The organism is Koromonas soli, from assembly GCF_059726265.1.
In genome coordinates this window covers 655,021-680,315 of the sequence record NZ_AP040872.1, presented here as the reverse complement: position 1 = coordinate 680,315, position 25,295 = coordinate 655,021, and the positions used below count along the sequence as shown (strand labels likewise).

The following is a 25,295-nucleotide window of genomic DNA, read 5'->3' as shown; positions in this document are numbered from 1 at the left end:
GCATTCAGCTCTAGGTACGATCCTGTTTAGGTTGGAGGCCCACAGTAGTGCCGCAGGATCATACTGTATGCGGGAGTAAAGTGAAAGCGATTCTAGCGATGCAGTTCCGCTGTGGAACTAAGAAGATTTACAAGCAGGCGCATTGCCCCGGGGACACCATTTGCAAGCTGGCGTTCAAACGATAAACCTGTGTACACCACCGACCCACGGCCGTAACGAGCCCGAATGAGCGCGCCCTGCTGCACAGGCTGACCTGGGTCGTTCATCTTGAGCAGACTCTCGAAGTGTCCGTCCCAGCGCTGAGCGAAGTTGCGCCCACGCTCTTCGGTCCACCCGCGGAAGTCTGCCTCGCCGACCTCATTGGGATCCCACAGCAGGTCGTCGTGCGGCTCAACTCTTTCGACCGCAGAAGCTTCGTTACTGACCCGCGCCGTTCCCAGTTCCAGTGCGTATGGCACTGGCGCATACCTCGCAAAATACTCGGCGTCAGCCTGCTGCAGAATTACCAGCGCTCCGCCCTCCTGCACATATTGCAGCAGACGAGTACGGGACTCAGAGAGTAACTCCCCTCGCGAATCCACCGAATGCGGCCCCAGCACAACAGCCCAATATTTTCCCAGTCGTGCGTTCATCAACTCGTCGCGATCCAGTTCCGTCACACGCAAGTTCACATCGCGCAGCGCGGACGGAATGGAATCTCCGGCAACGCCAAGGTAAGCAACTGAGATGTTCTCGGGAACCTCGACACGCGTTGTGACCAGCGATCCACTGGAGGGGCGATAATCAAACGCGAGCTGCCAACGTTCGCCGGAAACCATCGCGTACCCTTGGTCAAAAACCGCGCTCCCCCAGCGCACAATGGCTCTTACGGGATAGGCTCCTTCTCCTCCACGATCCTGTATCAGGTAAAAGCGATAGGTGTGCTCCTCTCCGCGCTGCTCAATGTCCAGCACTTCATGTTCGGGCTCGGCTCGCCAACCACTCGGCACATGCACGGACAGCAGTGCATTCTGCAGCTTCGGCATATTGCTACGCACGCGCACCTCGACGATGCCGTAAGAGACATTCGTGCGCCGCTCCCAGTGAGTCCTCGGCTGCACGATGACCGAGACAGGGGGAGCGATTGCCACGGCGGACAGTTGTTTGTCTTCAGCTTGCGCCATTACCGGAACACTGGCCCGAGCAATCTCGCCCTCGATCTCTATTTCGGCAATGGCCTGCAATGCGGGAGCAGGCAAGGCACGTGTGGCATTATGCTGGTCAAGGACTCTGTAGGTTCCGTCTTCGTCATTGTCCAACACAAAAGCTGGACGCGTGAACGGCGCATCCATGGGCACACGCCCTCGAAATACCGCTCGACTATCTCCGGAGTTCCACTCCCGACGCGGTGCCCAGCGCCCACCCTCGGGCTTTAATTCCACGCCTACCACCCGAACGGTAGTGGTGGCCGACTGGACTCGTGCTTCCACCGTGTAGTTGGCACCGGGATAAAGCACATTCTGCGGTCCGCCTTCGCCATCATCCGCCAGCGTAGCCGTTATCGTTACTCCTGAAACCAGCAGCAGGGCGTGCTCGGCCTGCCTGCGCTTAGCCGCCAGTTCTGCGCTCACCCAAGCAGGAGCTTTCAAAACCGCGAGACGATCTTCTATCGCCCGAAGGTTCCGCAAGTACTCCGCTAGTTGTGCAAGACAAGCCGCGCGATCGCCCGCGCTCTGCTCCGCAGATCTTGCAGCGGCTGTCATGGCGTTTAGTCGCGAACTGATCTCCGGGTTGTCCTTGACATCGGTACTTAGAGCCGCGACCGTAGTATTCAGACCCTCGGCGAAATCAGTCGCTCCCTCCGGCATTGCGAAGCCAGTCATTGCATCCGCAATCCTGTAGTGCCGCGCCGCAGTTCGCGGTGCGTGCACCAGCGCGCCCTGAGAACGCTGCTCGGCTATTGCGCGATCAGCGCTCTGTTGCCAGCTCTCTTGCATGCCGGGTGCGACACCAGCCGCGTGGAAGTAAACGGCATACGCCCCGGATCGCGAGAGCGTGAAAAGCCGCTTTGGCTGCCAAGGTTGCAATCCATCTCTTAATTGTTCGGGAAACTTCTTCGGATCGGAGGCCGCTTTGAAAGCTTCGCGCACCAGGATCGCTGTCGCCTCGTGTTGGCCATCGCCGTCTGGTTCGTTTGGATCAAAGGGCGTGAATATGATGTCGGGCCGCGTCTCGCGAATGACCTTCACGATGTCAGCAAGCGCAATGTCGTGCCCCGCCCAACGATCAAACGCCTCGTTAGCAGTTCGAGCAAATCCGAAATCGACCAGCCGCGAAAACCGTTGCTCTACCCCATAATGCTCGTCGCTCGCGATCTGCTCCATGGTTCGCAGCAAGCCCTGCTCTGTCGGGCTCATGATGCTGTGAAGGTTGTCGCCGCGCTCGCCTCGCGTCAGCGTCAGCAGCGTGACCTGAGCGCCTTCGCCGCGCGCCAACTTCGCCATAAGGGCGCCATCCTCGTCGCCGGGATGCGCGGTGACCTGCAACACGCGAAGGGTCGTCCCCAGCGCACGTATGGCAGTCAGGCGTTCTTCTATCGATGGATCGAGTTGCGCTTGCACGGCCGTCGCGAACAAGGCGAGGCACAGAGCTAGCAGCTTCGAGAATTGGTTGCGGTAGATCACCGATTCCCTTGTATCTGTTCAGCCCAGCAGTATGCAACCCAGAAACGCAAAAAGGCCGGGGAGCATACGTCCCGGCCAATCTCGAGGTTTTCGTTTACGCCGAAACCAGTTCGCCTGCCTTCACCGCCGCGAGTTTCTCCTCCAGCCACTTGATCCACTGATCGAGCCCATCACCTTTGTTCGAGGTCTCAATAATCTGCATGCCGGGATGCACTGTGCGCGCGTTCTTCTTCGCCAGTTCCGCGTCAAACGGAACGTACGGCAATAGGTCCACCTTGCTCAGAATCATCAGCTCCGACTTCACGAAGATCGATGGGTACTTCAATGGTTTATCTTCCCCTTCGGTCACGCTGAGTATAACGATCTTCAGATGCTCGCCGAGATCATAGCTGCTGGGACAAACAAGATTTCCGACGTTTTCGATGATGAGCACGTCAAAGCTATCGAGCGTCCAGTCCTCAAGATGCTTCTGGATCATCTTTGCATCGAGGTGGCACGTGCCTCCCGTGATGATCTGCTTCACCGGAAAGCCAGCCTTGGCCAGTCGCTTTGCGTCGTTCTCCGTCTGCAAGTCTCCGGTCAACAACACGACCCGTTTGCTCTTGTCCCAGCGCTCTAACGTGCGCTCCAGCAGCGTGGTCTTGCCCGATCCCGGTGAACTGATAATGTTCACGACAAGGATCTTGTGTTCACGGAACTTGTCGCGCAGTTCGGCGGCAAGCTTCTGATTCTCGTTCAGTACTTTCTTTTCAACCACGATCTGGCTCATTCTTCTACCTCGACAAAAGCGATCTGTAGCTCTTCTCCGGCGATGGTGATGGTGGCGGCCTCGCCGCAATGCGGGCAAGCGGTTGCCCAGTTTTCTGCCCGGAATTCTGCGTTGCACTGCGGGCAACGCTGCTTGCGCGGGACATGCTCGATCTCGAGTGCCAGCGACTCCCAATCCGTGTCTTTCACCACGCACTCGAAGCCGAATCGCAGGCAGTCCGCATCCACCCCCGCAAGCTCGCCTACACGCAGTCCCACCTTAGAAAAGCGTGCGCCCTCGTGCTGCTTCTTCAATTCATCGAGTTGATCGAGTACGGAAGAGACAATGGCTAGCTCGTGCATCTAGACCCCGGGAAACCCGGCGCAAGCTCCTGCAATGCGCGCTGTTATTGATTCTCATCTTCTCATGAACACCTTGGCTGTGACGACGCTCACAACCCAGCCCACGCTTTGGCTCGGCTCTCCCACTGGGCTAGAATTCTTATCTCCGGAGAAGAACATGGCAGACAGCACTCATTCCGAAACAACGGTTGATACGGCGTTACAGTCAGAATTGCAGTCCAACTTACCCGATCCCAACGACCCACAAGCGTGGGCCCGCTACGTCGAGGACTTTCGAGCTTCGGCTCACGAAACCGTGGACTGGATCGCCTCATACCTGAGCAACATCCGTCAGACTCCTGTGCTACCTACGCTTCGCCCGGGCGAACTCGTCGATTCCCTGCCTACGCATGCACCCGAGCAGGGCGAAGGCTTCGATGCGATCCTCGCAGACTTCCGCAGCAAGATACTCCCTGCCGTAACGCAGTGGAATCATCCTGGCTTTATGGCATATTTCGGCACCACGGGGTCCACTCCGGGCATTCTCGGCGAGTTGCTGATTGCAGCCATGAACACCAACGGCCTGCACTGGAAGACCTCGCCGGCAGTCGCAGAACTCGAGCAGGTTGCGCTGGGATGGTTGCGCGAATGGCTCGGGCTTCCTCCCTCTTTCTTCGGCATCATCTACGACACGGCCTCCACCAGCACGATGCACGCCTTAATCTGTGCGCGCGAGTTCGCGCAGCCCGAGTCGCGCGAAGAAGGATATCGCGGCAATCTCGTCGTTTACACGTCGGACCAGGCACACTCGTCGGTTGAGAAAGGCGCTATGGCCGTCGGCTTCGGACAGAAGTACGTGCGCAAGGTTCCGAGCGATGGGCAATTCCGCATGAAGACCGATGCCCTGCGCAGGATAATCGAGGCCGACTTGCAAGCAGGATTGAAGCCCGCTTGCATTGTCGCGACAATCGGCACAACATCGTCAACGTCGGTCGATCCAGTCGCAGAATGCGCCCAGCTTGCAGAGGAATTCAACATGTGGCTGCATGTCGATTGCGCCTATGCGGGACCTTGCGCGCTGCTGCCGGAATGTGCTGACCACTTCCGGGGCCTCGAACGCGCGCACTCGGTCGTTACCAATCCGCATAAGTGGCTTATGACACAGATGGACTGCAGCACGTTCTACACGCGGCGGCCCGACATTCTGCGCAACGCACTCTCGCTTGTGCCGGAATACCTTCGCGCCAGCGAAGATCCGCGCGCCGTGCACCTGATGGACTACGGTGTGCCACTCGGGCATCGTTTCCGCAGCCTCAAGCTCTGGTTCATCCTGAGATACTTCGGACGCGACGGTATCATGCAGTTCCTGCGCCGCCACAATCAGCTCGCACAACAGTTTGCGTCGTGGGTTGATGCTGATTCACGCTTCGAGCGCATTGCGCCTGTGCCTTTCTCGGTCGTCTGCTTCCGCCTGCGTGGCGGCGATGAGTTGAACAAGGCGCTGCTTGAGAAGGTGAACGCCAGGCGCACAACGTTCCTCTCGCATACGGCGCTCAATGGACAGTTCGTCATCCGCATTGCAATCGGCAACATAGCAACGGGGCCAACCGACGTGGAGCAGGCATGGAAGCTGATTGTGAATTCCGCAGAAGAACTACAAAGAAGTTAATCGCGAACACAACACCCCGATCCATCTGCGATCGGGGTGTCAGATTCTTCTACTCGTAGCGCAGCGCCTCAATCGGGCTCAGACGTGAAGCGCGGATGGCAGGAAGCATGCCGCTGATCAATCCCACGAAGGCGAGTATTCCTGTGGAGATCAGAACAGTACCAGGCGATATGATCAGCCGAATATCTCCCATCTCACCATGCTTGGCAACAGCGCTGTACAAGGTGAGCGTGCCCACCGAGTAGGACACGCCGTATGCCAATAGAATTCCAACGGCCCCTCCTAGAAAAGTGATGACCAGCGCCTCGGAGAGGAACTGCAGCAGAATATCGCGAGCGCGTGCACCAAGCGCTTTCTCTACTCCGATCTCACGCGTACGCTGCGTCACGCTCACCAGCATAATGTTCATCAGACCTACGCCGCCGATGCCGAGCGTCAGTGTGCCGATAAATGCGAGCATCACTTGCAGCGCAACAATGATGATGCGGAATTGCGAGAGCTGCTCGAGCGCGCTGAACACTTGAAGGGCACGCTTATCATCAGCGCGAAAGTTATGCTGGGAAGCAAGCGTGTTGCGTATCGTCTTCTCGATGGACCCAAAGTTGTTGCCGTCGTACTCCAGCCAGATCACATCGACGTAGCGCGTGCTGCGAAAATCACTTAATGTAGGGTAAGGAATGTAAAGCACGCGATTCGAATTGTTGTCATCGCCAGGCTGTGGACGTGGCTTCATCAGGCCGATCACTTCGTAGGGAATGCCGTTAATGCGAACTTTCTCGCCTATGGCGTGCCGACCTGCAAAAAGCTTTTCATTTGCTTCAGAGCCGAGGATGCACACTCGCGCCCTCTGCTGCATGTCTTCGGCGCTATAGAACCGCCCTGATTCAAGTTCTAGATGCTCGATTTCCTGGATGATGGGAGTGGCGGCCTGAACTTGCCACGTATAGCCACGTCCTTCATATCGCACTGGGCCGTTGTAGAACGACTCTGGAGAGATATGAGTGACCTGCGGAACATTGGTAACAATGCGATCCAGGTCGTCCATCGTGAGCCGCACATTCGTTCCAGCTTTGTTGCCACCGGCCTGCATTGAGGTGCGCCCACCCACGACTCCCATGGACTGCAGGTTGTAAGTCTTGAAGATGTTCACAATCGCCACACCAAATCCAGCTCCATAGGCGAGCAGCAACACGACAGTCGCAATGCCCCAGGCCATGCCCAAGGTGGTCAGAGCGCTGCGCCAGCGATTGTGCCTGAGCGATCCGTAGGCTTCTGAGAGGACGTCTTTCACGCGTACCATGCCTACTCCTGTCGAAGCGCTTCCACGGGCTCGAGCATGGCTGCACGGCGCGCGGGATACAGTCCCGCGATGATGCTTGCGATCCCCAAACTGCCAATCGCAAGTACAGCGGAGGCTGGGTGAATGTGGGGATGATCGAATCCATCGATTGGCGGCGCCATCGCGAACAATCGCGTTGCTCCATACGCAAACGCGAATCCAATCGCGCCGCTTACAACCGTCAGCAACATACCTTCCATGAAGAACTGAAACAGGATGCTTCGATTCGTCGCGCCGAGAGCTTTCCGCAATCCGATCTCGCGCGTGCGCTCGGCCACCGACACAAGCATGATGTTGATGACACCCATGGCTCCCAAGGCAAGCGTGACCACCCCTACCGCCCCGAGGAATCCGTCCATCGCGTCGGATACCTTGCCCATCATTTCAGCATCGGAAATTGAATCCCAATCATTGAATGCGTCGGGAATCATTGGATCGAAGTGATGATTTCTCGCGACGATGTTGCGTGCCGCGGCCTTCGTCTCCGCGTGCTTATCCTTCGAGATCGGCTGGAAATTCACGTACGTGATCGCGTTCGCATTTCCCTCACCTTTCATAGGGAAATAAGTGGACATAGTCGAATAAGGCATCATTAACCGTGAGTTTGTCTCGGTGTTGTTACCGTGCCCAATTCTCTTCATCGTTCCAATCACGGTGAATTCAATCCCATTGATCAGGATCGTGCCACCCACGGCAGGCCTGCCCGGAAACAGCTTTCGCACAAATTCGTTTCCGATGAAACACACGTTACGGCGCTGGCGCTCATCCTCCCAGTTCATGTAACGGCCCTGATCGATGGGCATATAGCGAATGTCATAGAACTGCGGCTCGGCACCGTCGACATAGCCATTGCTACTGCCGAACTCGCTCACGATGCGCAGGTCGCCACGATATATGACCGGTGTGGCATTTCGCACCCACTGGGAGTTGCGAATATCAACATAGTCTTGATAGTTCAATCCGTACTGGCGCGATGCAAGTTGACTGTTGCCAACCGACGGCACCCTGCCACCGTAGATGAACATGATGTCGGGGCCAATCTCATCCAGGTTCTTCTGGCTTCCAGAGCGGAAGCCCTCTCCCAGTCCGATCAGCAATAACAGCGAGCCCACTCCCCAAGCGATCCCGAACATAGTGAGAAAGGAGCGGAGCTTATGTGCCCACATGGCACGCACGACTTGACCGAAGCTGTCAGCAAGTCCTCGCATGAATGTTCATACGAAGAGTACACGTCCAGAGTTCCTGGGTGAATCAAATACTGCGTCGCAGTACGCAAGGATGGGAACCTACTGCAGCTGAAGATGCGTTAGAGGTGCTCTTCGGACATTAGCTTAGGTAAACGAAAATTCGGCTACAAGAGGCAAGTGGTCCGATCCAATGAATGCCGTTCGAGTGCGGTGAACTTTGTAGCTCTCAAGCGTAAGTGTTCGATCGAAATAGAAATGATCGAGATGCAATAACGGCAGGACTCCCGGGTAGGTCCTTCCAAAGCGGGTGTAAGCCTTGATATCTACACTTTCGAACTTCCCGGACATAAGTTTCGTTGCGAGTCCGCGAGTCCACTCATTGAAATCCCCAACAACTATGCGTGGACCAGCCAGCGCGACATCACCTAGCACATCCAGGCTCACGAGCTTGCGCCCCTGATGACGACGCTCCACGAATCCCGTCCCAAGATGCACATTGAACACATGGAGCAACTTCCCTCCCGGCAAATCAACGTCCGTGCGCAGGCATCCGCGCCGCTCACGATGCTTCCAGGTTAGGTCATAGTTCTGCCACAAGCGTACCGGGAGGCGGCTCAGTGTCATGTTGCCGTACGCCGCGCCGAGATGCCGCCGATTGCTTCCGAAATGGCACTCATAGTCGGGAAACTGAGCAGCTATCGTGCGCGCCTGGTTGTACTTCGGATCGCCCGACCCGAGGTCCATCACCTCCTGCAGCGCTGCGATGTCAGGCTCAAGTTCTTTCAGAATAGCGGCAATGCGCATGGGATCGGTTCTACCATCGACCCCACGACACTTGTGAATGTTGTATGTAACCACCCGGATCGTGCTTGCACTCATTGCTGCCGTTCGAGCACCCACCCAAGGAGTTCAGGAGCGCGTTCGAGGACAGGCCTGCGACTCCAGCGCTCGAAGGTTTCCTGGCGGCTGTTGGCAAGATCGCGTGCGAAGTCCTGTTCAAGGCGAGCCGTAAATGCCACATTCCGCGCCGCAAGATTCACTTCATCATTCAAGCCGAAGGAGCGGTTGTCGAAATTTGTTGAACCCACTACACTCCAGAGCCCATCGATCATCAGGATCTTGGCGTGAATCATTGCCGGAGTGTATTCGAAAATCTCGACACCGGCTTTTAAGAGCTTGCCATACGAGTGACGGCTCGAACTACGCGTGAGCGTGTGGTCGCTGTGCCTTCCGGGAGTAATCAATCTTACGTGGACACCGCGATTCGCCGCGCGCACGATTTCATCGGAAAGACTGCGATCGGGCAGAAAATACGGAGTTGTAATGTCGATAGTTTTTTGCGCCGAAGCGAGCAGCACCTGAAACAAAATCCGAGCGCGCGTTGCGCCGCCCGCCGAGGGAGTGCTGTTCACGACCAGAACTGACGCATCGCTTTGAATCTCGGCGCGAGGATAGTACTCGATACCAGTGATGATTTCGCCGCAAGCTTCCAGCCAATTCTCCGCAAACGTCGCTTGGAGGTTCGGAACCGCATCTCCTGTCACTCGCACCATTGTGTCGCGCCAGCGTGCCTGCTTCTCCGTGCTGAGATACCAGTGGTCGGCAATACCTGCGCCGCCGATATAACCGATCTTCCCATCCACTATCAGCAGTTCGCGATGTGTTCGGTTGTTAAAGCGCGGCAGCTTGTTCCACTTCACCGGGTTGTAAAAGGCGATACAGCCGCCTGCCTGCTTGAACTCCCGCAACTCGGCATCATTCATTCCCGCACTGCCCAAGGCATCCATGAGAAGGTTCACCTTGACACCAGAGCGGGCGCGCTCGGCCAGCGCAGCGAGATACCGGCCCCCAATTTCACCATTTTGGAAGATGTATGCTTCAAGGTTGATCGTTTGCTGCGCCTGACCTATGTCGCGCAGTTCTGCTTCGTAGAACTGGTCGCCATTGGTCAGCACCTCCAATCCGGCGCAGTGATTCACCTTTGCGTCCGTCACCGCCTCAAGCATGTAGAGGAATTCATCGCTGTCGAGCGACTCAGCCTTGGAAGCGGATATCTTGTAGCGCAATCCCGGATCGAAGAGCGCTACAAAGATCACCCATGCCACAACCAGCAATGCCAGAACGGAGCAAACGGCAAAGCTATTCGACACAGTCATCTCGAAGAACAGCATTGCAGCGGACAAGTGAGTCTCCCCCTCGGCTTCCGTGGCAGTAAGATGCCTCACCGGAGGGCGCAAGCTGTGTCAAACCGAAGCAGTTCCATTGGCAACGCGTTTTGGAGAGAGTTCTACGCCCAGTACGTCCTATCCAGAGTCCGATACTGAATCGCCTCGGCGATATGCTTCACTTCGATCTGCGGGGCACCTTCGAGGTCGGCGACCGTACGTGCCACCTTCAAGATGCGGTCGTGCGCGCGGGCGCTCAATCCCTGCTGAGTCATGGCACGTTCGAGCAGCCTTTCGCAATCGCCCGAAAGCTCGCAAAACGTGCGAATCTGCCGCGAGCCCATTTGCGCGTTGGCAAAGACCTTCTCGCCAGCGGCGCGGAAGCGATTCAACTGCCGTTCACGTGCTCCCAACACACGGTCGCGAATGGCCGATGAGGGCTCAGCCTGCACATTGGAGCGCAATTCCTTGTAGTTCACCGCAGGCACGTCGATGTGGATATCGATGCGATCAAGCAGCGGGCCGCTGATCTTCGAAATGTAGCGCTGGATCATCGGCGGCGTGCACCGGCACTCGCGCGCACGATCATTGAAGAATCCGCACGGGCACGGGTTCATCGCCGCAGCCAACATGAATCGCGCCGGAAACGTGAGCGACATGGAAGCGCGCGCAATCGAAACCGTTCCATCCTCGAGCGGCTGGCGCATCACCTCAAGCACGTTGCGCGGAAATTCCGGCAACTCGTCCAGAAACAGCACTCCGTTGTGAGCCAGAGAGACCTCTCCTGGACGCGGCACCGCACCTCCCCCGATCAATCCAGCATCGCTGATCGTGTGGTGAGGCGCTCGAAAAGGGCGCACACCGACCAACCCTGTTCCCGCATCCAGCACACCCGCGACGCTATGGATCTTCGTGGTCTCCAGTGCCTCTTCAAACGTCAGTGGCGGAAGGATCGTGGGCATCCGCTTGGTCAGCATGGTTTTGCCGCCGCCCGGAGGTCCAATCATGAGGATGTTGTGACCGCCTGCACATGCCACTTCCATGGCGCGCTTGGCCGTGTGTTGACCGCGCACATCCTTGAAGTCCACAGGAAAATGCTCTACCTGCCCCAGCACCGCCTGGCTGTTCACAACCAACGGCTCTGGCCCCAACCCAGTGTTGATGAGCCGAACCACGTCGAGCAGGCTCTTCATCGGCAGCACTTTGACCCCATCCACAACGGCAGCCTCCCGGGCATTCTGCTCCGGCACGATGAGGTAATGAATCTTGCGCGCACGCGCCGCCACCGCAATGGGCAGAGTTCCTCGAACCGGGCGCAAACCACCATCCAGCGAGAGCTCGCCCACGATCACGTACTCGCCGAGTTCCTGCTTTTTCAGACCTCCGTACGCGCCCAAGATTCCCAAAGCCATCGGCAAATCGAATCCGGAACCTTCCTTCTTCAGGTCCGCCGGAGCCAGATTGATCGTGATGTGAGTGGGAGGAATGTCGTATCCGCAGTTTTTCAGCGCAGCACGAATGCGTTCGCGGCTCTCGCGCACCGCCGTATCAGGCAAGCCGACGGTGGTGAAGTGATCCTCGTTGATCTTTACGCCGGATACATCGACCTCGACGTCGATCAGATTTGCGTCGATGCCATACACGGCCGCGCTCAGGGTCTTGAAAAGCATGGAACTGCCGCCCTTCATGCAGGCCAGAATATTTTGGAGCCCGCCAAATCCAGTGACTTTGGATGATGAAAAGAATTCTACGGCAACTTTCCTCCAACCGCATCCACAGCCTCGCCGACAGAGTTGCACGTCGCAAACTTGAGCCGACTTTGCTAAAATATGTCTGTTCCCCACCAGCAAGCACGCAGCAGCCCCGCATCGCGGATTTAACCTGCTGCATCTAAAAGACATGACCGCAACCGGGGGACGACAGGCGCCGGGAAAGCGGTGAGGTACAGGCAATGGCGACCATCGGCAGACGTGAGCAGGAGATCCTGACAGCCATCGTCGAGACGTACATCTCGACTGGTGAGCCAGTTGGTTCGCGCACGTTAGCTCGCAAGAATCGCGAAGGCCTGAGTGCCGCGACTATCCGTAATGTGATGGCAGATCTGGCTGAAGCAGGGCTGCTCTCACAACCACATACATCGTCCGGACGCGTGCCCTCGGTGGAGGGCTATCGTTACTATGCCGAGAAGCTCTCCGGACAGACTACGCTTAAGCCCGACGACGAACAGGTGATTCAGCGCTACTTTCAAGGCGTGAACGATGTGCAGGAATTCATGGAGCGCACCTCTCACGTGCTCTCGCTGGTTTCCTCAGGCGTCGGAGTAGCAATGACGCTGGCTGGTCCACGCAAGGCGCTTGAGCATGTGCACTTCCAGCGGCTCTCGGAATGCCGTGTGCTCGCCATCGTGGTCGCGCGAGACGGCGTGGTTCATGACCGCGTGCTGCGCTTGAGCCACGAAGTAAGCCAGCCGGAGCTGGACCTCGCCGGACGATACATAAACGACAACTTCCGGGGCTGGCTGATCGAAGACGCACGACGCGAGTTGGAGCGGCGCATCGAACAGGAGCGCAGTGAGTACGATCGCCTGATGCGCTCGGTATCGCAGCTCTATGAAAGCGGCGCTCTTGTCACTGACGAGCGCGAGTCCATCGATGTCTTCGTAGAAGGCACGGCCAACCTTGTTTCCAAAGAAAATGACCGTGAGCGCTTGCGCGTGCTGCTGAAGACGCTGGAGGAGAAGACACGCATTGTCGAGTTGCTGTCCTCCTATGTCGATACGAAGCAGGAAGCGGTTCGCGTCATTATTGGCCCCGATGAAACGATGCCGGACCTGAGCAGCTTCGTCCTCATCGGAGCTCCCGCACGTAGCGGCCAGGAGATTCTGGGTCGTCTCGCGGTGATTGGCCCCACACGCATGGATTATCAGAACACCATCACGGCTGTGTCCTACATCGCGCGGCTGTTCGACAAGGTATTGAACGATTCGGAATAATAGAAGTCATGGCAAAAGAAGATTTCGAGAACACCCCAGTGGACATTGAGCATGAACTCACAGAAGGCACTGCCGGAGATGACACCGTCAGCACAGAGCCTTCGGAGTTAGACAAACTCAAGTCGGAAAACGCACTCTATCTCGACCGGCTGGCTCGCCTGCAAGCGGAGTTCGACAACTTCCGCAAACGCAGCGTGCGCGAGCAACAGGAATTCCGTGAATACGCGCTTACCGATTCACTCAAGCAATTACTGCCGATTCTCGACAGCCTGGAACGCGCAGCGAAAACCGAGAGCGCTTCTGTCGAAGACCTGCGTGCCGGAGTCGAGCTGATCGATCGGCAGTTCCACGATGTGCTGAACCGGCTTGGCGTAGAACCCATCGCGGCGCAAGGACAGCCGTTTGATCCCAACCTGCATCAAGCGATTCAGATGGTCGAAACCAATGAGGTTCCGGATCATCATGTAATCGACGAGCTGCAACGCGGCTATCGCATTCGTGAGCGCGTGCTGCGTCCGGCCATGGTTCGCGTGGCTCAGAACTCAAGTAAGTAATTTTGGAAACGGCGCACTTGCGCCATGGAGGAAGACCGCTGCGGCGGTCTTTTGAACACTGGCTACGAACGTAAAACGCGATTACTACGAAGTGCTCGGCGTCTCCCGAACTGCGGGCGATGTCGAGATCAAGAGCGCTTATCGCAAGATGGCGCTGCAGTACCACCCGGACCGCAATCCCGGCGATGCCGAGGCGGAAGAGCGCTTCAAGGAATGCAGTGAAGCTTACTCGATTCTCAGCGATCAACAGAAGCGCTCGGCATACGACCGCTTCGGCCATGACGCCTTCACCAACGGCGGAGGCGGAGCGGGTGCAAGCGGATTCCAGGAGGTCGATATCAGCGATCTCTTTGGAGAGATGTTTGGGTTCGGCGATCTCTTCGGAGGTGGTGGACGTGGACGCCGCTCGCGCGCACAACGCGGAGCCGATATCCGCGAGGATCTGACGATCTCCTTCGAGGATGCTGCTTTCGGCGTCGAGAAGGAAGTCACCATCCGTCGCCATGAGAAGTGTGAATCCTGTCATGGTACCGGTGCGGCGGAAGGCAAAGCTCCGAGCCAGTGCCGGCAGTGCAATGGCCGTGGACAAGTGCGGTATCAGCAGGGCTTCTTCAGCGTGGCCCGCACCTGCCCGGTTTGCCAGGGCACCGGCACGATGATCGAGAACCCCTGCACGCAATGCAACGGCCATCGCGTACTCGTAAAGAGCCACACAATGCAGGTGAAAGTTCCCGCAGGCGTGGAGGACGGAACTCGAATCCTCTACAACGGGCATGGCGATGCGGGGCTCGATGGCGGACCGGCGGGCGACGTTTACGTCGTGCTGCACGTGACCGAGCATCCGTTCTTTGAGCGCGACGGCAAGGATTTGCATTGCGCCATTCCAATCTCATTCACGCAGGCGGCACTCGGTGCTTCGGTAAAGATTCCGACGCTCGAGGGCGAAGCGATGCTCGAAATTCCTGCCGGAACCCAGACCGGAACCAGCTTCCGCCTGAAGAAAAAGGGCGTGGCGATTCTGAATGGCAGCGGGCGCGGCGACTTGTTTGTGGAAGTAAAGGTCACCACTCCTACAAAGCTCAATCGCCAGCAGCGCGAATTGCTTGAACAACTCGCCTCCACCCTCGGGCACGAGAACAAGCCGGAGAAGGGGAGCCTGTTGAACAAAGTGAAGGACATGTTCAGCTAAGCTTTCAAAGTTTCAAGGTTTCAAAACTCAAAAGCGCAGGGCTCAGGCTCTGCGCTTTTTGCATTGCGAACATTTGGAGAGCAGGATCAACATCCTTTACGCTTGAGCTATGACACGACGCCGATGGATTGCCGACGATTTCAATGACAACACCGCTTCCCTGCTTGGACAAAACGCTGCGCATCTCGCGCGAGTGCTGCGGGCGCGCGTGGGTCAGGAGTTCGACATTGTTTGCGGCGAGGCGGTGCGCACGGGAACCATCGCCTCAGTGTCAGACGACCTCGTAGAGTTTTCATTGGGCGAAGCTGTGGGAGGTGCCGTAGAGCGAGAGCTTGCTTTGCTGATGGCCATCTACAAGTTTGACCGCATGGAATGGGCGATTGAGAAGTGTACGGAGCTGGGCGTAACGAGAATTGTGCCTGTCATCGCGCGTCGAACCGATCCTCACCTGGGCACGGCAGCGGCGAAGCGTGTTGAGCGCTGGAGAAGGATTGCCCATGAAGCGGCTCAGCAATCGCGAAGAGTGAAGCCGCCGGTGATTGATGAACCTCAGAAGCTGAAATCCGCCTTAGCCTTCGAAGCTTCACTGAGGCTGCTGCTCAATGAAAATGAGCGAAGCGAGAATATGTGCGACGCACTCGCCTCAGCGTCCGCTCCCATCGTTTTTGCCGTGGGACCCGAGGGCGGATGGGCCGACGATGAGCTCGCTCAGTTCTCCGATGCTGGATGGAAGAGCGTGACCCTGGGCCAGACAATCCTGAGGGCGGAGACTGCGGCCGTCGCTGCGCTAGCCGTGACCACGGCGATTCTGGATTGAAGACGAACTACGTTTTACCCGCATAAACACTAAGGGGAACGCTTTCGCGCTCCCCTCTCGTGTAGCCTTTTTCTTGAAAGTTGTTACTTCTTCTTTGCGACCTTCTTCGCAGCCTTCTTAACGGCCTTCTTCGCAGCTTTCTTGGTTGCCATGACTATTCTCCCTTTGAACAATCTTGGATGTAATCGCAACGCAAACGTTGCAATTGCATAGTTGTATATGTTGATTACAAATTCATGTCAAGCAAAAAGTTAAGGCGTGAACATCTCTTCGATGATCACGCCTTCAATTTTTCCTTTCGCATCGACTAGCGAAGCGCTCTTAACAGGAGTCCCGAGACTGTGTCTTGCATCGTGTGAGCCACCATCGCCGGTCGCAGACTCCGCCGCAACATGCTCATGATGCCGAACGACAAACCGAGAAGCCCGATGAGCACCATGCGCTGCGCGCCTTCGTATCCATGGCCTAGGCCGAAGAGAATGCTGACGACTACCAAGGCAATCCACCGGTTGCGAAGCAATCGCGTGAACTGTTTCTGGAGATAGCCGCGAAACAGCACTTCTTCGCAAAAGCCGGCGGTCGCGCTGAGGCATATCCAAAGGATGATCTCGATGTGGTTCTGCGGGGCTAGGAAGCCAATCTGCTTTCTTGCCTCATCAACGCTGCCCGAGTGATCCATGCCCATCGCGATAGCCGCAACTGCAATCACCATCAGCGCGGCAATCCAGGCCCCGACGGCCACCGCGATATCGATCAGGAAATCTTCGACTGTTTTCCATCGACCACCGATGAGCTCGCGCATGGATCCGCCCCATCTCCGCACTCCCCACCAGATGTAGAGCGTAAATAGCCACTCATAGAGAATGGTCGCCAGGTAAATGCGAACGTGGCCATGGCCGGAGTACGCACCGTGCCCGGTCTTCACATTGGCCGCGCTCAGAAAGCCGAGCACCAGCACCAGTACAGCCGTGTGCCAGTAAGGAATCGTGTAGGGCTGCTCTACTGGCGGAGTCTCCTGCAGCGCAGTACCGGGCGTGGTGCTCTCCATGGCTCTCCTTGATGGCCTTCTGTCAGTCGATGCTCAGAATGCTGCCGCCACTCGCGCTCTTCACCTCTTCGGCACGCGCCAGCACTTTGCGTGCAAAAGCAAAAAGGCTCTTGGCATTGTTGGCCTGCTCTCCGGCGAGTGCAACGGGATGTCCGGAGTCTCCGCCCTGGCGAATCGTCGGGTCCAACTCAATGCGTCCGAGGAACGGAACGCCAAACTGCTTGGCAACACGCTCTCCTCCGCCCGTGGAGAACACATCAATCTCGTGATTGCAGTGGGGGCAAACGAAGTAGCTCATATTCTCGGCAATGCCCAACAGCTCAACTCGAACCTGGTTGAACATCTCAATTGCCTTGCGCGCGTCCTGCAACGAGACATCAGACGGAGTGGTGACAACGATGGCGCCGGTCAGCGGTACCGTTTGCGTGAGGGAGATGACGACATCGCCCGTGCCCGGCGGAAGATCGATGATCAGAAAATCTAGTTCGCCCCATGCGACCTGTCCCAGGAACTGACGAATGACCGAATGCAGCATGGGTCCGCGCCAAACTAGCGGCTTGTCACCGGGATTCAGATAGCCGACCGAGATCACCTTCACGCCATAACGCTCGGCGGGAATGATGCGATTGTCATCCGTCAACTGAGGATCGCCGCTTGAGCCCAGCATGAGGGGAACGTTCGGGCCGTAGATATCAGCATCAAGCAATCCGACCTTGTGACCGAGCCGCGCGAGGGCCAGCGCGAGATTCACCGAAAGCGTGGTTTTTCCAACGCCACCTTTTCCGGAGCCTACCGCGATGATGGACTTGATACCGGGAATTGACTGCGGACCCTCGGGCTGTTGCGGGCCGCCTGAATGTGCATGCATGTGCAAGGATGCGTCCTAACAAGCAGGGATTTGTTGCAACGCTTGATTATACCGGGAAGCCACATAAGCGGTATCACTGAGACTTTGGCCCGTCCTGCAGTAAAATGCAGCCCAACAGGAGAAGACAATGTCCAAGAGAGTGGTTGCCGTCGTTGGCAGCTACCGTAAAGGCGGAACTGTCGACACCGCAGTAGATGCCGTTCTAAGCGGAGCCCGTGAAAACGGCGCCGAAACGAAAAAGATCTACCTCATCGATCAGCACATTGAATATTGCCGCAACTGCCGCGCCTGCACCCAGCAGGAAAGCCCGGTACGAGGGGAATGCGTCATCCAAGACGACCTTGTGGATGTGCTTTCTGAGTTGCATCGAGCAGACGCCCTGGTACTGGCCTCTCCAGTGAATTTCTACAACACGACGGCTGTGTTCAGAACATTTCTGGAGAGACTCATCGGTTCGGCGTACTGGCCCTGGGGACAGCCCGCCCCTAAATGGCGATCGAAAGAACATCCGCGCAAAGCTGTGTTGGTCGCTTCGATGGCTGCACCGCGATTTTTCATGAACGTTGCGACGCGGGCTCCGCGAGCACTGCGCATGGCTGCGGAATGCCTGGGAGCACATATTGTCGCCAAGCTCTGGATCGGACTTGCAGCGCAGAGCCATGAACCAAGGATCTCGGCCCGCACAATTCAGAAAGCAAAAGCGATTGGAGCAAGTCTCTAGTCTTTAACAACAAACGCCCGGCCGAAGCCGGGCATTGCAGGGACGCTTCAAGCCATTGCTTCAGCAGTCCTCTAGCTCCCTATTCATCTCTACTTAACGCCCATCGAGCAGTGGTTGGCGATTTGCTTCCAGTCCCCACTTTGCTTCTGGAACACGTCGGTGCAGACGACAGTGCGAGCATAGTGCTTGCCTTTCATCAGGGCGTCGTAGGTGTTCGTGTAGGTCGCAACCGCAACGTCTCCATAAGAGCGCACCTTGATGTCACTGATCTTCTCGCTGTTCATCTTGCTTTTCGGGTCCTTCATATCAGCCATGAAGGACTGCTTGGTGTCGAATGTTCCGCGACTCGTTCCGCCAGTCCAGTCATTGGCTAACAGCTTGTCGTAGAAACTGGAATCTCCAGCGAGATCGGCTTTCACCCCGTCGTTTTCGAGCTTTGTGATGGCGGCGACTGTATCCTCACCGGCGGCGGCGACCGCAGCCGGGAATGAGGCAGCGCATAGGGCAAACAAAAGAGATACCGCTAAACGTTTCATACGATCCCTTCCAGAATGCGTGTACAGAGTTGGCCCACTTGGACGCCTTTGATGCCAAACTAACAACGGGAGCGCGAAGAAATCGAGAGCTGAAAGCGCGGAAGAAATTCCAAAAAACACGCCCGGCCGAAGCCGGGCATTTCAGTTTTCGAAAGAAACGACGTTAAAGGCTGCTCATATTGGCCAGGAAGTCGCCATTCGCACGCGTCTTGCTGAGCTTGTCGATGAGCAATTCCATCGCTTCGACCGGCGAGAGCGGATTGAGAACGCGACGCAGCACCCAGATGCGTTGCAAGTCTTCCTTCACCTGAAGCAGTTCTTCCTTACGAGTGCCCGAGCGCTGGATATCGATGGCCGGGAACACACGCTTATCGCTGAGCTTGCGGTCGAGAATGACTTCCATGTTGCCGGTGCCTTTGAACTCTTCGAAGATCACGTCGTCCATGCGGCTGCCGGTTTCGATGAGGGCCGTGGCGATGATCGTCAGCGAGCCACCCTCTTCGATGTTGCGGGCCGCACCAAAGAAGCGTTTCGGCCGCTGTAGAGCGTTGGAGTCAACACCACCGGAGAGGACCTTGCCCGAAGGCGGAACGATTGTGTTATAGGCACGTGCCAGACGAGTGATCGAGTCAAGCAGGATCACCACGTCGCGCTTGTGCTCGACAAGGCGCTTGGCTTTCTCGATGACCATCTCGGCCACCTGCACGTGACGGGCAGCGGGCTCGTCAAACGTCGAGCTGATAACCTCGCCCTTCACCGAACGCTGCATATCCGTAACTTCTTCTGGACGTTCGTCGATGAGCAGAACGATGAGAACAACCTCGGGATGATTGGACGTGATCGAGTTGGCGATGTTCTGCAACAACATCGTTTTGCCGGTACGCGGCGGAGCGACGATAAGACCGCGCTGGCCCTTGCCGATCGGGATCAGCATGTCCATCACGCGAGCGCTCATGTTGTCGCGTACAGTTTCCAGCTTCAGCCGCTCCTGCGGATAAAGCGGCGTCAGGTTGTCGAACAGGATCTTGTTGCGGGCCTCGTCCGGAGACTCGAAGTTGACCGCTTCAATCTTTACCAGCGCGAAATACTTCTCGCCTTCATGCGGAGGGCGCACCTGGCCGCTCACCGTGTCGCCGGTCTTCAAATCGAACTTGCGGATCTGAGAGGGCGAGACGTAGATGTCATCGGGGCCGGGCAGGTAGTTGTAATCAGGAGAGCGGAGGAAGCCATATCCGTCGGGGAGAATCTCCAGGACGCCTTCGGCGAAGATGTGCCCTTCTTTTTCGCTTTGGGCCTGCAGGATTTTGAAAATGAGGTCCTGCTTACGGAGTCCGCTCGCACCGGGGAGGTCGAGCTCGCGAGCTATCTTAGTCAGCTCGGTGATGTTTTTTTCTTTGAGTTCAGCGATCGTCATGTCCACCTACGGAATGTTTCGAGAGGGGGGATTGGTGCGCCTTCAGGCGCGGGAAATCTGGCTACTGTTAATCGTGGCTCGCTAACAAGCAACCATTTGGATGGGAACCAGCCTGTACTTCTAAATGGCCGGATGGGCGTTCACAGATGTTGCGAATTGGAGCTACAACTCTCTAATTAGTACGTTATGAATGTATTTGATGCGAATGTTCCGAGAGGCTATTCCCTTGCAGCTGTCGCAAAACTGCGACCGCCGCAAGGTACGAAGTCCACTAGTAGCTGCTATGCCGCTCGACGCTGGGCGTCGTTCACATTCTCCGGCTCGGCCATAACGTTATCGCGCTCGTTGTCGGAGATACGGTTCAAGACATCATTCGTGGTGTCCTGAATGCGGGTATTCGGCTTGTGAAACTTACGTGTCGCCTTGGAAGCAATCTGGCAGAGCATATAACGATTCTGCAGTGTGTGTAAAGCTTCAAAGACTTTGTCTGAACGCATAACTTCTCCTTATGTACTGACCTGCGACTGTCCTAATGTCCAGAGTTCAAAATTGCCCTGACTGTGAGTGCATAATCAAGCAGTCGGCCGCTCCGTTCTAAATCACCCTCTGCTTGAGATGCGAAGTACCTGAGGTTCGTCGCTCAAGCTCGAAAACTCCAGCCCAATCGCGGAAAAATTGACGTGGTCAACCTGTCCTGAACTCCAGAACGCGCAGGGAGAACGACCTCCCTGTGAATATCGGTTTTGCTTGGAGGGGTCTTGCTACCCTTGGAATCTGGGCCAAAAGAGATACGATTAAGAACCGCTCAAGCTCTCTGCGGTGCTACCGACAATTCGTACATTAAAACTTTGCAGGGCCAAAGGTCAACAATTCTTTTTGTTAAGTTATGTTATTGATTCTCTGGAATTTGGACCAGAATCGCCAACAGTCCCTGCCGAAATCTCTCGTGACGTCTCGATAACTGACCGCGCAACGCACAACTGATGCTAACACTTGTATTGCATTCTGCGCTACTCAACGGGTTAGACATGCATTGAACGGCAGATATCTACCTTGAGCGGAAGACAGAACGTCAGGGACTCTCCGGTGGCGACTCGATCAGGACGAATTCAGCATCGCTCAAAAGAGCGATGCCAGACAGTGCCGACCGGTGCACCTCAAAATGTGCAAATTGGACAAGCCCCTTTAGCGACAAGGTTTGAAGAATGCTCCTCCCCGTTTTACACCTCCATTTCCACATTCGTGTTGAAAACCTCCGCAGAAAACGTTTGTTCTTCGCTTGACATCCGCACGTGTTAGCGCCTCAGCAACGTCGGTCGCTGTGGAGTAATACTTTTGTCATAACATCCTGAGCAGGCGCAATGTGCATTTGATCCAAGCGCCCCACTCCGCTAGACTCAGGATATTGACCCGTTGCAATCTGCCGGATCGAAGTGTCCACCGTAGTCAGCGTCCGTGCGCCCATCGCGCGGGCCGCGGCCAAGGACTCGACAATACCCAGCAACATCGGCAGGGATCTTAACGGGTACAGGAGACACTTTTGCTGTACCTCCACGCTCTTGGACATTTCCATCCCGAGACGGTTCTCGACAATCACTTCCTTTCATCACTCGACATTGGAGTGGACGTGAAATGGATCGAGGATCGCGTCGGCATCGTTGAGCGGCGGACCACTCTGCCGCTGGACTATCTGCGTTCAACACGCAATCGCGACCCTCGTGCGGCGGCCGAAGCTGCGCACACGACCCCTACGCAGATGTCGGTGCGAGCCGCGGAACTCGCGTTGCAACGTGCCGGACTGAAAGCCGAGCAGATCGGAATGGTGGTCTCCGGCGGTTGCTCGCCCGAGATGCAGATTCCCGCCGACTCGAGTCGCGTAGCAAACGCGTTGGGTATCCCGGCGAAATGTTTCGACCTGCAATCAGCCTGCTCGACCTTCGCATCGCAAATTCATGTGCTGGACCAGATGAAGCCGGAAGCACTGCCAGATTTTGTGCTGGTGGTGAACAGCGAGACCTTCACACGCAGCATCGATTACAGCGATCGTCGCCAGGCAGTTCTGTTTGGAGATGCCGCAACGGCAGCTATCGTCTCCGCCCGAGTGCCTGCTCCCTCAGTCATTTCTGAAACTACCTTCGGGTGCGATCCCGCGGGACAGCATCAGATTACTATTCCCACCGGTGGTCATTTCGCGCAGGACGGACATGCGGTGCAGGTTTTTGCCATTCGCACCACGACCAATCTCGTAAAGAGCCTGCAGGCTTCCCTGCCCCCAGATGAGAGCCGTCGCCAGGTGTTCATCGGACACCAGGCCAACCTGAGGATGCTTGAGAACGTCTGCAAGCGCACCTCAATCGCGCCGGAAAATCATTACGCCAACGTGGCCAATTTTGGCAATTGTGGCGCGGCAGGCGCCCCCAGCGTGCTTTCGCAGCACTGGGATGAGTTGCAGAATTCTGTGATCCACATGGCAGTGGTCGGCTCAGGACTCGCCTGGGGTGGAATGCGCATCTCGCGTAACTAGGCTTCACATTATCAAAAACAAAGTCCCAGCGCATGGCTGGGACTTTTTGATTTTGCAATAACTCTGCTTACACCTTGGGAGCGACAACCTCGGGAAGAGGCGAAGTCGGGAGCGCCTGGGCTTCTTTGCGCAGTTCTTCGAACAACACCGTGCTGAGGTAACGCTCGCCAAAGCTCGGGATAATTGCCACAATCAGCTTGCCTGCGTTCTCGGGGCGCTTGGCTACCTGCAATGCCGCGTACACCGCAGCTCCGGCGGAAATGCCAACCAACAGACCTTCCTCCTTCGGCAAGCGGCGAGCAAATTCCAGCGCATTGTCGTTCGACACCTGAATGACTTCATCGATCAGATTCGTGTCCAACACCTTGGGCACAAATCCTGCGCCGATCCCCTGAATTTTGTGCGGGCCCGGCTTGCCACCCGACAGCACTGGACTGTCCGTGGGTTCAACGGCGATCGCCTTGAATTCCGGCTTACGCTCCTTGATGTAGCGCGCCACACCCGTCAGGGTTCCCCCCGTACCGACGCCTGAGATCAAGATGTCCACATTGCCTTCGGTGTCGTTCCAGATTTCGGGGCCCGTGGTGTTGTAGTGAATCTGGGGATTGGCGGGATTATTGAACTGCTGCGGCATGAAGCCATTGGGCGTTTTGGCCAAAATCTCTTCGGCCTTCGCGACTGCGCCCTTCATACCGTTGGGGCCAGGCGTCAGCACGATCTTCGCCCCAAAAGCCAGCAACAGAACGCGGCGCTCAAGACTCATCGTGTCAGGCATTGTGAGGATCAGTTCATAACCCTTCACGGCAGCGACAAAAGCCAAACCGATACCGGTGTTCCCGCTCGTGGGTTCGATGAGCACCGTCTTGCCCGGCTGGATCTTTCCTTCACGCTCGGCCGCCTCAATCAGCGCAATGCCGATGCGGTCTTTCACACTGGCGAGCGGATTCTGACTTTCCAGCTTTAAGGCCACGCGCGCGGCGGTCCCTTTAGCCATCTTGTTCAAGTAAAGCAGCGGGGTTTTTCCAATCAACTCGGTAACGCTGTTTGCAATTGCCATTTCATCTCCTCTGGCCCGCCCTGGGCGGAACCGCATCACTTTGCCTGCCGGCGATTCGCAACTGAGTTCGCTCTGCAGGGAATTCCACGGAGGCTCAATTTACCGATGCGCCACGACGATGTTTGGTCAAAATAAAAAACCCGCCAGCCAGTATCCCTGGCGGCGGGTCGTGAATTTCTGCTGAATAGCTCTATTTCACGATCTCGTTTACGCCAGAGGGCCGCGCCCCGCAACAACAGCAGGAACATGCGCGACAGATATGGCAGCAAACGATCACGATGTCTGATTTATAGCCCTTTTCTGCTCCTGTCGTCAACAGTGCTCACCTTGCTCGGGCCGGCGCTCGACGATTCACCCTTCCTAAACCGCTGCATGCAAACTGATGCGACTCCAAACAATTAGGCTGCGGCCCTGGCTCTCTTGTAATGGGGAGCGAACTTCTGTTCGACCCATTGCTCGTAAGTAGTCGGCGTGGTGTTTCGTGCGCTGCGTGGCTCCATTGCCTTCATAAAGCCGGTGTTCATTGCCGCAGCCATCTCGAGAATGAGGGAGGCCATGTCGGGCTGCATCCCCATCCTGACCAGCGCCTCAAGCACTTGATCGCGTGGTGCCTGAACATAATTCAGATCAGGGCGATCGATTGCGCCTCCGATGATGGATGCGACCTCTTCCATCGTGACATCGCGAGGGCCGAGAAGTTCGCGAGTGCTGTGCGACTTGAAGTCAGGAGTGAGCAGAGCTTCAGCCGCTGCGACACCAATGTCGTGCGCTGCAATCATGGGAATCTTCAATTCAGGCAAAAGCGGGCCTGCTGCGCAACCAAGGGTCTGAATGATGCCAACCTGCATCAGCGTGTTCTCCATGAAGTATCCGGCGCGGAGGTGCAACACGTTCAGCCCCGCAATGCTGTTGAGGCACTCCTCTAACTCGTGCAGTCCCACGACTGGGCCGGTCTTCTCCGGCTTGTCGGCACCTACGCTGCTCAGGGTTACAACGCAGTCCACCTTCGCACGACGAAGTGCTGAGCCCACAGCTTCGATCACTGCCTTCTGATGTAATCGGTAATCAGGTCCGGCAGGCTCTGGAGGGATCATGACATAGACTCCCTGCGCACCATCAAAGGCCTCCGCCAGCGCTTCCCTGTTTGTCAGATCCGCCACGGCTGCGTCGCAGCCTTTCGCCGCCCATGGGGTGAGACGACCTGCCGTTCGGCTTACGCCTCGAACCTTCTTCCCTGCCGCGAGCAAATGTTCCGCAACTACACTGCCAGTATTGCCGGTAATACCAGTAACGACGTACATAAGAGCATCCTCCGCATGTGGGGTGTCCGCGGTTAGATGCGTGCAAAACGACAAATTACGCCATGTCAAAGCTCTAATCGCACGCCGACCGCAGCGGAAGTGAATATGCATGCACGCAAAGGAAGACCGTCTGAACGCCCAGGCTTTGCCGGCACCGGTTGG

At 56.7% G+C, this 25,295-nt stretch carries 22 protein-coding genes; 7 read left to right on the top strand and 15 right to left on the bottom strand.

The window, feature by feature from the left end; all coding sequences use genetic code 11:
* Positions 1 to 92: 92 nt before the first annotated feature.
* The 3 genes from AC6IY8_RS02955 to AC6IY8_RS02945 all read right to left on the bottom strand — a co-directional run bounded on the left by AC6IY8_RS02955 (position 93) and on the right by AC6IY8_RS02945 (position 3,773).
* Positions 93 to 2,663: a PIG-L family deacetylase gene (locus AC6IY8_RS02955; protein ID WP_497777203.1), complete on the bottom strand. Its 2,571-nt coding sequence runs from the start codon at positions 2,661 to 2,663 to the stop codon at positions 93 to 95.
* A 94-nt stretch (positions 2,664 to 2,757) separates the two neighbouring features.
* Positions 2,758 to 3,432 carry a hydrogenase nickel incorporation protein HypB gene (hypB, locus tag AC6IY8_RS02950; protein ID WP_497777202.1) on the bottom strand — a complete coding sequence of 225 codons (675 nt, stop codon included), beginning with the start codon at positions 3,430 to 3,432 and terminating at the stop codon, positions 2,758 to 2,760.
* Positions 3,429 to 3,773: a hydrogenase maturation nickel metallochaperone HypA/HybF gene (locus AC6IY8_RS02945; protein WP_497777201.1), complete on the bottom strand. Its 345-nt coding sequence runs from the start codon at positions 3,771 to 3,773 to the stop codon at positions 3,429 to 3,431. The genes hypB and AC6IY8_RS02945 overlap by 4 nt, the downstream gene beginning before the upstream one ends.
* Positions 3,774 to 3,930: 157 nt before the next feature.
* Here AC6IY8_RS02945 and AC6IY8_RS02940 point away from each other — a divergent pair, with 157 nt between their 5' ends.
* Positions 3,931 to 5,421: a pyridoxal phosphate-dependent decarboxylase family protein gene (locus AC6IY8_RS02940; protein WP_497777200.1), complete on the top strand. Its 1,491-nt coding sequence runs from the start codon at positions 3,931 to 3,933 to the stop codon at positions 5,419 to 5,421.
* A 49-nt stretch (positions 5,422 to 5,470) separates the two neighbouring features.
* On the opposite strand, the gene AC6IY8_RS02935 is transcribed toward AC6IY8_RS02940, so the two are convergent.
* The 5 genes from AC6IY8_RS02935 to AC6IY8_RS02915 all read right to left on the bottom strand — a co-directional run bounded on the left by AC6IY8_RS02935 (position 5,471) and on the right by AC6IY8_RS02915 (position 11,782).
* On the bottom strand, positions 5,471 to 6,721 hold the full coding sequence (locus AC6IY8_RS02935; protein WP_497777199.1) for an ABC transporter permease: 1,251 nt from the start codon (positions 6,719 to 6,721) through the stop codon (positions 5,471 to 5,473).
* A gap of 2 nt (positions 6,722 to 6,723) precedes the next feature.
* On the bottom strand, positions 6,724 to 7,968 hold the full coding sequence (locus AC6IY8_RS02930) for an ABC transporter permease (protein ID WP_497777198.1): 1,245 nt from the start codon (positions 7,966 to 7,968) through the stop codon (positions 6,724 to 6,726).
* Between the two features lie 123 nt (positions 7,969 to 8,091).
* Positions 8,092 to 8,826, bottom strand: coding sequence for an endonuclease/exonuclease/phosphatase family protein (locus AC6IY8_RS02925; RefSeq protein WP_497777197.1), 735 nt, complete (start codon positions 8,824 to 8,826; stop codon positions 8,092 to 8,094).
* Positions 8,823 to 10,130, bottom strand: a complete 1,308-nt coding sequence (locus tag AC6IY8_RS02920; RefSeq protein WP_497777196.1) for a phospholipase D-like domain-containing protein — start codon at positions 10,128 to 10,130, stop codon at positions 8,823 to 8,825. The genes AC6IY8_RS02925 and AC6IY8_RS02920 overlap by 4 nt, the downstream gene beginning before the upstream one ends.
* A 104-nt stretch (positions 10,131 to 10,234) precedes the next feature.
* Positions 10,235 to 11,782, bottom strand: coding sequence for a YifB family Mg chelatase-like AAA ATPase (locus AC6IY8_RS02915; RefSeq protein WP_497777195.1), 1,548 nt, complete (start codon positions 11,780 to 11,782; stop codon positions 10,235 to 10,237).
* A 281-nt stretch (positions 11,783 to 12,063) separates the two neighbouring features.
* Between AC6IY8_RS02915 and hrcA the strand changes: the two genes are divergently transcribed.
* The 4 genes from hrcA (at position 12,064) to AC6IY8_RS02895 (ending at position 15,664) form a co-directional block, all read left to right on the top strand.
* The gene (gene hrcA / locus AC6IY8_RS02910) at positions 12,064 to 13,104 is read left to right on the top strand and encodes a heat-inducible transcriptional repressor HrcA (protein ID WP_497777194.1); all 1,041 of its coding nucleotides are present in this window, start codon (positions 12,064 to 12,066) and stop codon (positions 13,102 to 13,104) included.
* Positions 13,105 to 13,112: 8 nt separating this feature from the next.
* Complete coding sequence (gene grpE / locus AC6IY8_RS02905) at positions 13,113 to 13,658, top strand: nucleotide exchange factor GrpE (protein WP_497777193.1); 546 nt, start codon at positions 13,113 to 13,115, stop codon at positions 13,656 to 13,658.
* 58 nt (positions 13,659 to 13,716) lie between these two features.
* Positions 13,717 to 14,847, top strand: a complete 1,131-nt coding sequence (dnaJ, locus tag AC6IY8_RS02900) for a molecular chaperone DnaJ (protein ID WP_497778599.1) — start codon at positions 13,717 to 13,719, stop codon at positions 14,845 to 14,847.
* A 109-nt stretch (positions 14,848 to 14,956) separates the two neighbouring features.
* A complete protein-coding gene (locus AC6IY8_RS02895) occupies positions 14,957 to 15,664 on the top strand; it encodes an RsmE family RNA methyltransferase (RefSeq protein ID WP_497777192.1) in 708 nt (235 codons plus the stop codon).
* Positions 15,665 to 15,971: 307 nt separating this feature from the next.
* Here the strand turns inward: AC6IY8_RS02895 and AC6IY8_RS02890 are convergent, their stop codons facing one another.
* On the bottom strand, positions 15,972 to 16,712 hold the full coding sequence (locus tag AC6IY8_RS02890; protein WP_497777191.1) for a CPBP family intramembrane glutamic endopeptidase: 741 nt from the start codon (positions 16,710 to 16,712) through the stop codon (positions 15,972 to 15,974).
* A gap of 22 nt (positions 16,713 to 16,734) precedes the next feature.
* Positions 16,735 to 17,580, bottom strand: coding sequence for an Mrp/NBP35 family ATP-binding protein (locus AC6IY8_RS02885; RefSeq protein ID WP_497777190.1), 846 nt, complete (start codon positions 17,578 to 17,580; stop codon positions 16,735 to 16,737).
* A 127-nt stretch (positions 17,581 to 17,707) separates the two neighbouring features.
* Between AC6IY8_RS02885 and AC6IY8_RS02880 the strand changes: the two genes are divergently transcribed.
* Positions 17,708 to 18,301 (top strand): flavodoxin family protein, encoded by a 594-nt coding sequence (locus tag AC6IY8_RS02880; protein WP_497777189.1) that lies wholly within the window; start codon positions 17,708 to 17,710, stop codon positions 18,299 to 18,301.
* 89 nt (positions 18,302 to 18,390) lie between these two features.
* Here AC6IY8_RS02880 and AC6IY8_RS02875 read toward each other — a convergent pair whose 3' ends face one another.
* From AC6IY8_RS02875 to AC6IY8_RS02865, 3 genes are all read right to left on the bottom strand, one after another.
* Entirely contained in the window at positions 18,391 to 18,837 is a 447-nt protein-coding gene (locus AC6IY8_RS02875; RefSeq protein WP_497777188.1) for a nuclear transport factor 2 family protein, read from the bottom strand.
* Between the two features lie 163 nt (positions 18,838 to 19,000).
* Positions 19,001 to 20,251, bottom strand: coding sequence for a transcription termination factor Rho (gene rho, locus AC6IY8_RS02870; RefSeq protein ID WP_497777187.1), 1,251 nt, complete (start codon positions 20,249 to 20,251; stop codon positions 19,001 to 19,003).
* Positions 20,252 to 20,532: 281 nt separating this feature from the next.
* On the bottom strand, positions 20,533 to 20,748 hold the full coding sequence (locus AC6IY8_RS02865) for a DNA-directed RNA polymerase subunit omega (protein WP_497777186.1): 216 nt from the start codon (positions 20,746 to 20,748) through the stop codon (positions 20,533 to 20,535).
* A 1,043-nt stretch (positions 20,749 to 21,791) separates the two neighbouring features.
* Here AC6IY8_RS02865 and AC6IY8_RS02860 point away from each other — a divergent pair.
* Entirely contained in the window at positions 21,792 to 22,775 is a 984-nt protein-coding gene (locus AC6IY8_RS02860; protein WP_497777185.1) for a 3-oxoacyl-ACP synthase III family protein, read from the top strand.
* A 67-nt stretch (positions 22,776 to 22,842) separates the two neighbouring features.
* Here the strand turns inward: AC6IY8_RS02860 and cysK are convergent, their stop codons facing one another.
* Both cysK and AC6IY8_RS02850 read right to left on the bottom strand, forming a co-directional pair.
* Positions 22,843 to 23,832: a cysteine synthase A gene (cysK, locus tag AC6IY8_RS02855; RefSeq protein WP_497777184.1), complete on the bottom strand. Its 990-nt coding sequence runs from the start codon at positions 23,830 to 23,832 to the stop codon at positions 22,843 to 22,845.
* 398 nt (positions 23,833 to 24,230) lie between these two features.
* Positions 24,231 to 25,133, bottom strand: a complete 903-nt coding sequence (locus AC6IY8_RS02850; protein ID WP_497777183.1) for an NmrA family NAD(P)-binding protein — start codon at positions 25,131 to 25,133, stop codon at positions 24,231 to 24,233.
* Positions 25,134 to 25,295: the final 162 nt, after the last annotated feature.

What these genes read in the sequence shown, in the direction of transcription:
- hypB (WP_497777202.1), bottom strand. Translation starts at nt 3,432, where the DNA reads ATGAGCCAGATCGTGGTTGAAAAGAAAGTACTGAACGAGAATCAGAAG.
- AC6IY8_RS02945 (WP_497777201.1), bottom strand. Translation starts at nt 3,773, where the DNA reads ATGCACGAGCTAGCCATTGTCTCTTCCGTACTCGATCAACTCGATGAA.
- AC6IY8_RS02940 (WP_497777200.1), top strand. Translation starts at nt 3,931, where the DNA reads ATGGCAGACAGCACTCATTCCGAAACAACGGTTGATACGGCGTTACAG.
- AC6IY8_RS02935 (WP_497777199.1), bottom strand. Translation starts at nt 6,721, where the DNA reads ATGGTACGCGTGAAAGACGTCCTCTCAGAAGCCTACGGATCGCTCAGG.
- AC6IY8_RS02930 (WP_497777198.1), bottom strand. Translation starts at nt 7,968, where the DNA reads ATGCGAGGACTTGCTGACAGCTTCGGTCAAGTCGTGCGTGCCATGTGG.
- AC6IY8_RS02925 (WP_497777197.1), bottom strand. Translation starts at nt 8,826, where the DNA reads ATGAGTGCAAGCACGATCCGGGTGGTTACATACAACATTCACAAGTGT.
- AC6IY8_RS02915 (WP_497777195.1), bottom strand. Translation starts at nt 11,782, where the DNA reads ATGCTTTTCAAGACCCTGAGCGCGGCCGTGTATGGCATCGACGCAAAT.
- hrcA (WP_497777194.1), top strand. Translation starts at nt 12,064, where the DNA reads ATGGCGACCATCGGCAGACGTGAGCAGGAGATCCTGACAGCCATCGTC.
- grpE (WP_497777193.1), top strand. Translation starts at nt 13,113, where the DNA reads ATGGCAAAAGAAGATTTCGAGAACACCCCAGTGGACATTGAGCATGAA.
- AC6IY8_RS02895 (WP_497777192.1), top strand. Translation starts at nt 14,957, where the DNA reads ATGACACGACGCCGATGGATTGCCGACGATTTCAATGACAACACCGCT.
- AC6IY8_RS02890 (WP_497777191.1), bottom strand. Translation starts at nt 16,712, where the DNA reads ATGGAGAGCACCACGCCCGGTACTGCGCTGCAGGAGACTCCGCCAGTA.
- AC6IY8_RS02885 (WP_497777190.1), bottom strand. Translation starts at nt 17,580, where the DNA reads ATGCATGCACATTCAGGCGGCCCGCAACAGCCCGAGGGTCCGCAGTCA.
- AC6IY8_RS02880 (WP_497777189.1), top strand. Translation starts at nt 17,708, where the DNA reads ATGTCCAAGAGAGTGGTTGCCGTCGTTGGCAGCTACCGTAAAGGCGGA.
- AC6IY8_RS02875 (WP_497777188.1), bottom strand. Translation starts at nt 18,837, where the DNA reads ATGAAACGTTTAGCGGTATCTCTTTTGTTTGCCCTATGCGCTGCCTCA.
- rho (WP_497777187.1), bottom strand. Translation starts at nt 20,251, where the DNA reads ATGACGATCGCTGAACTCAAAGAAAAAAACATCACCGAGCTGACTAAG.
- AC6IY8_RS02865 (WP_497777186.1), bottom strand. Translation starts at nt 20,748, where the DNA reads ATGCGTTCAGACAAAGTCTTTGAAGCTTTACACACACTGCAGAATCGT.
- cysK (WP_497777184.1), bottom strand. Translation starts at nt 23,832, where the DNA reads ATGGCAATTGCAAACAGCGTTACCGAGTTGATTGGAAAAACCCCGCTG.
- AC6IY8_RS02850 (WP_497777183.1), bottom strand. Translation starts at nt 25,133, where the DNA reads ATGTACGTCGTTACTGGTATTACCGGCAATACTGGCAGTGTAGTTGCG.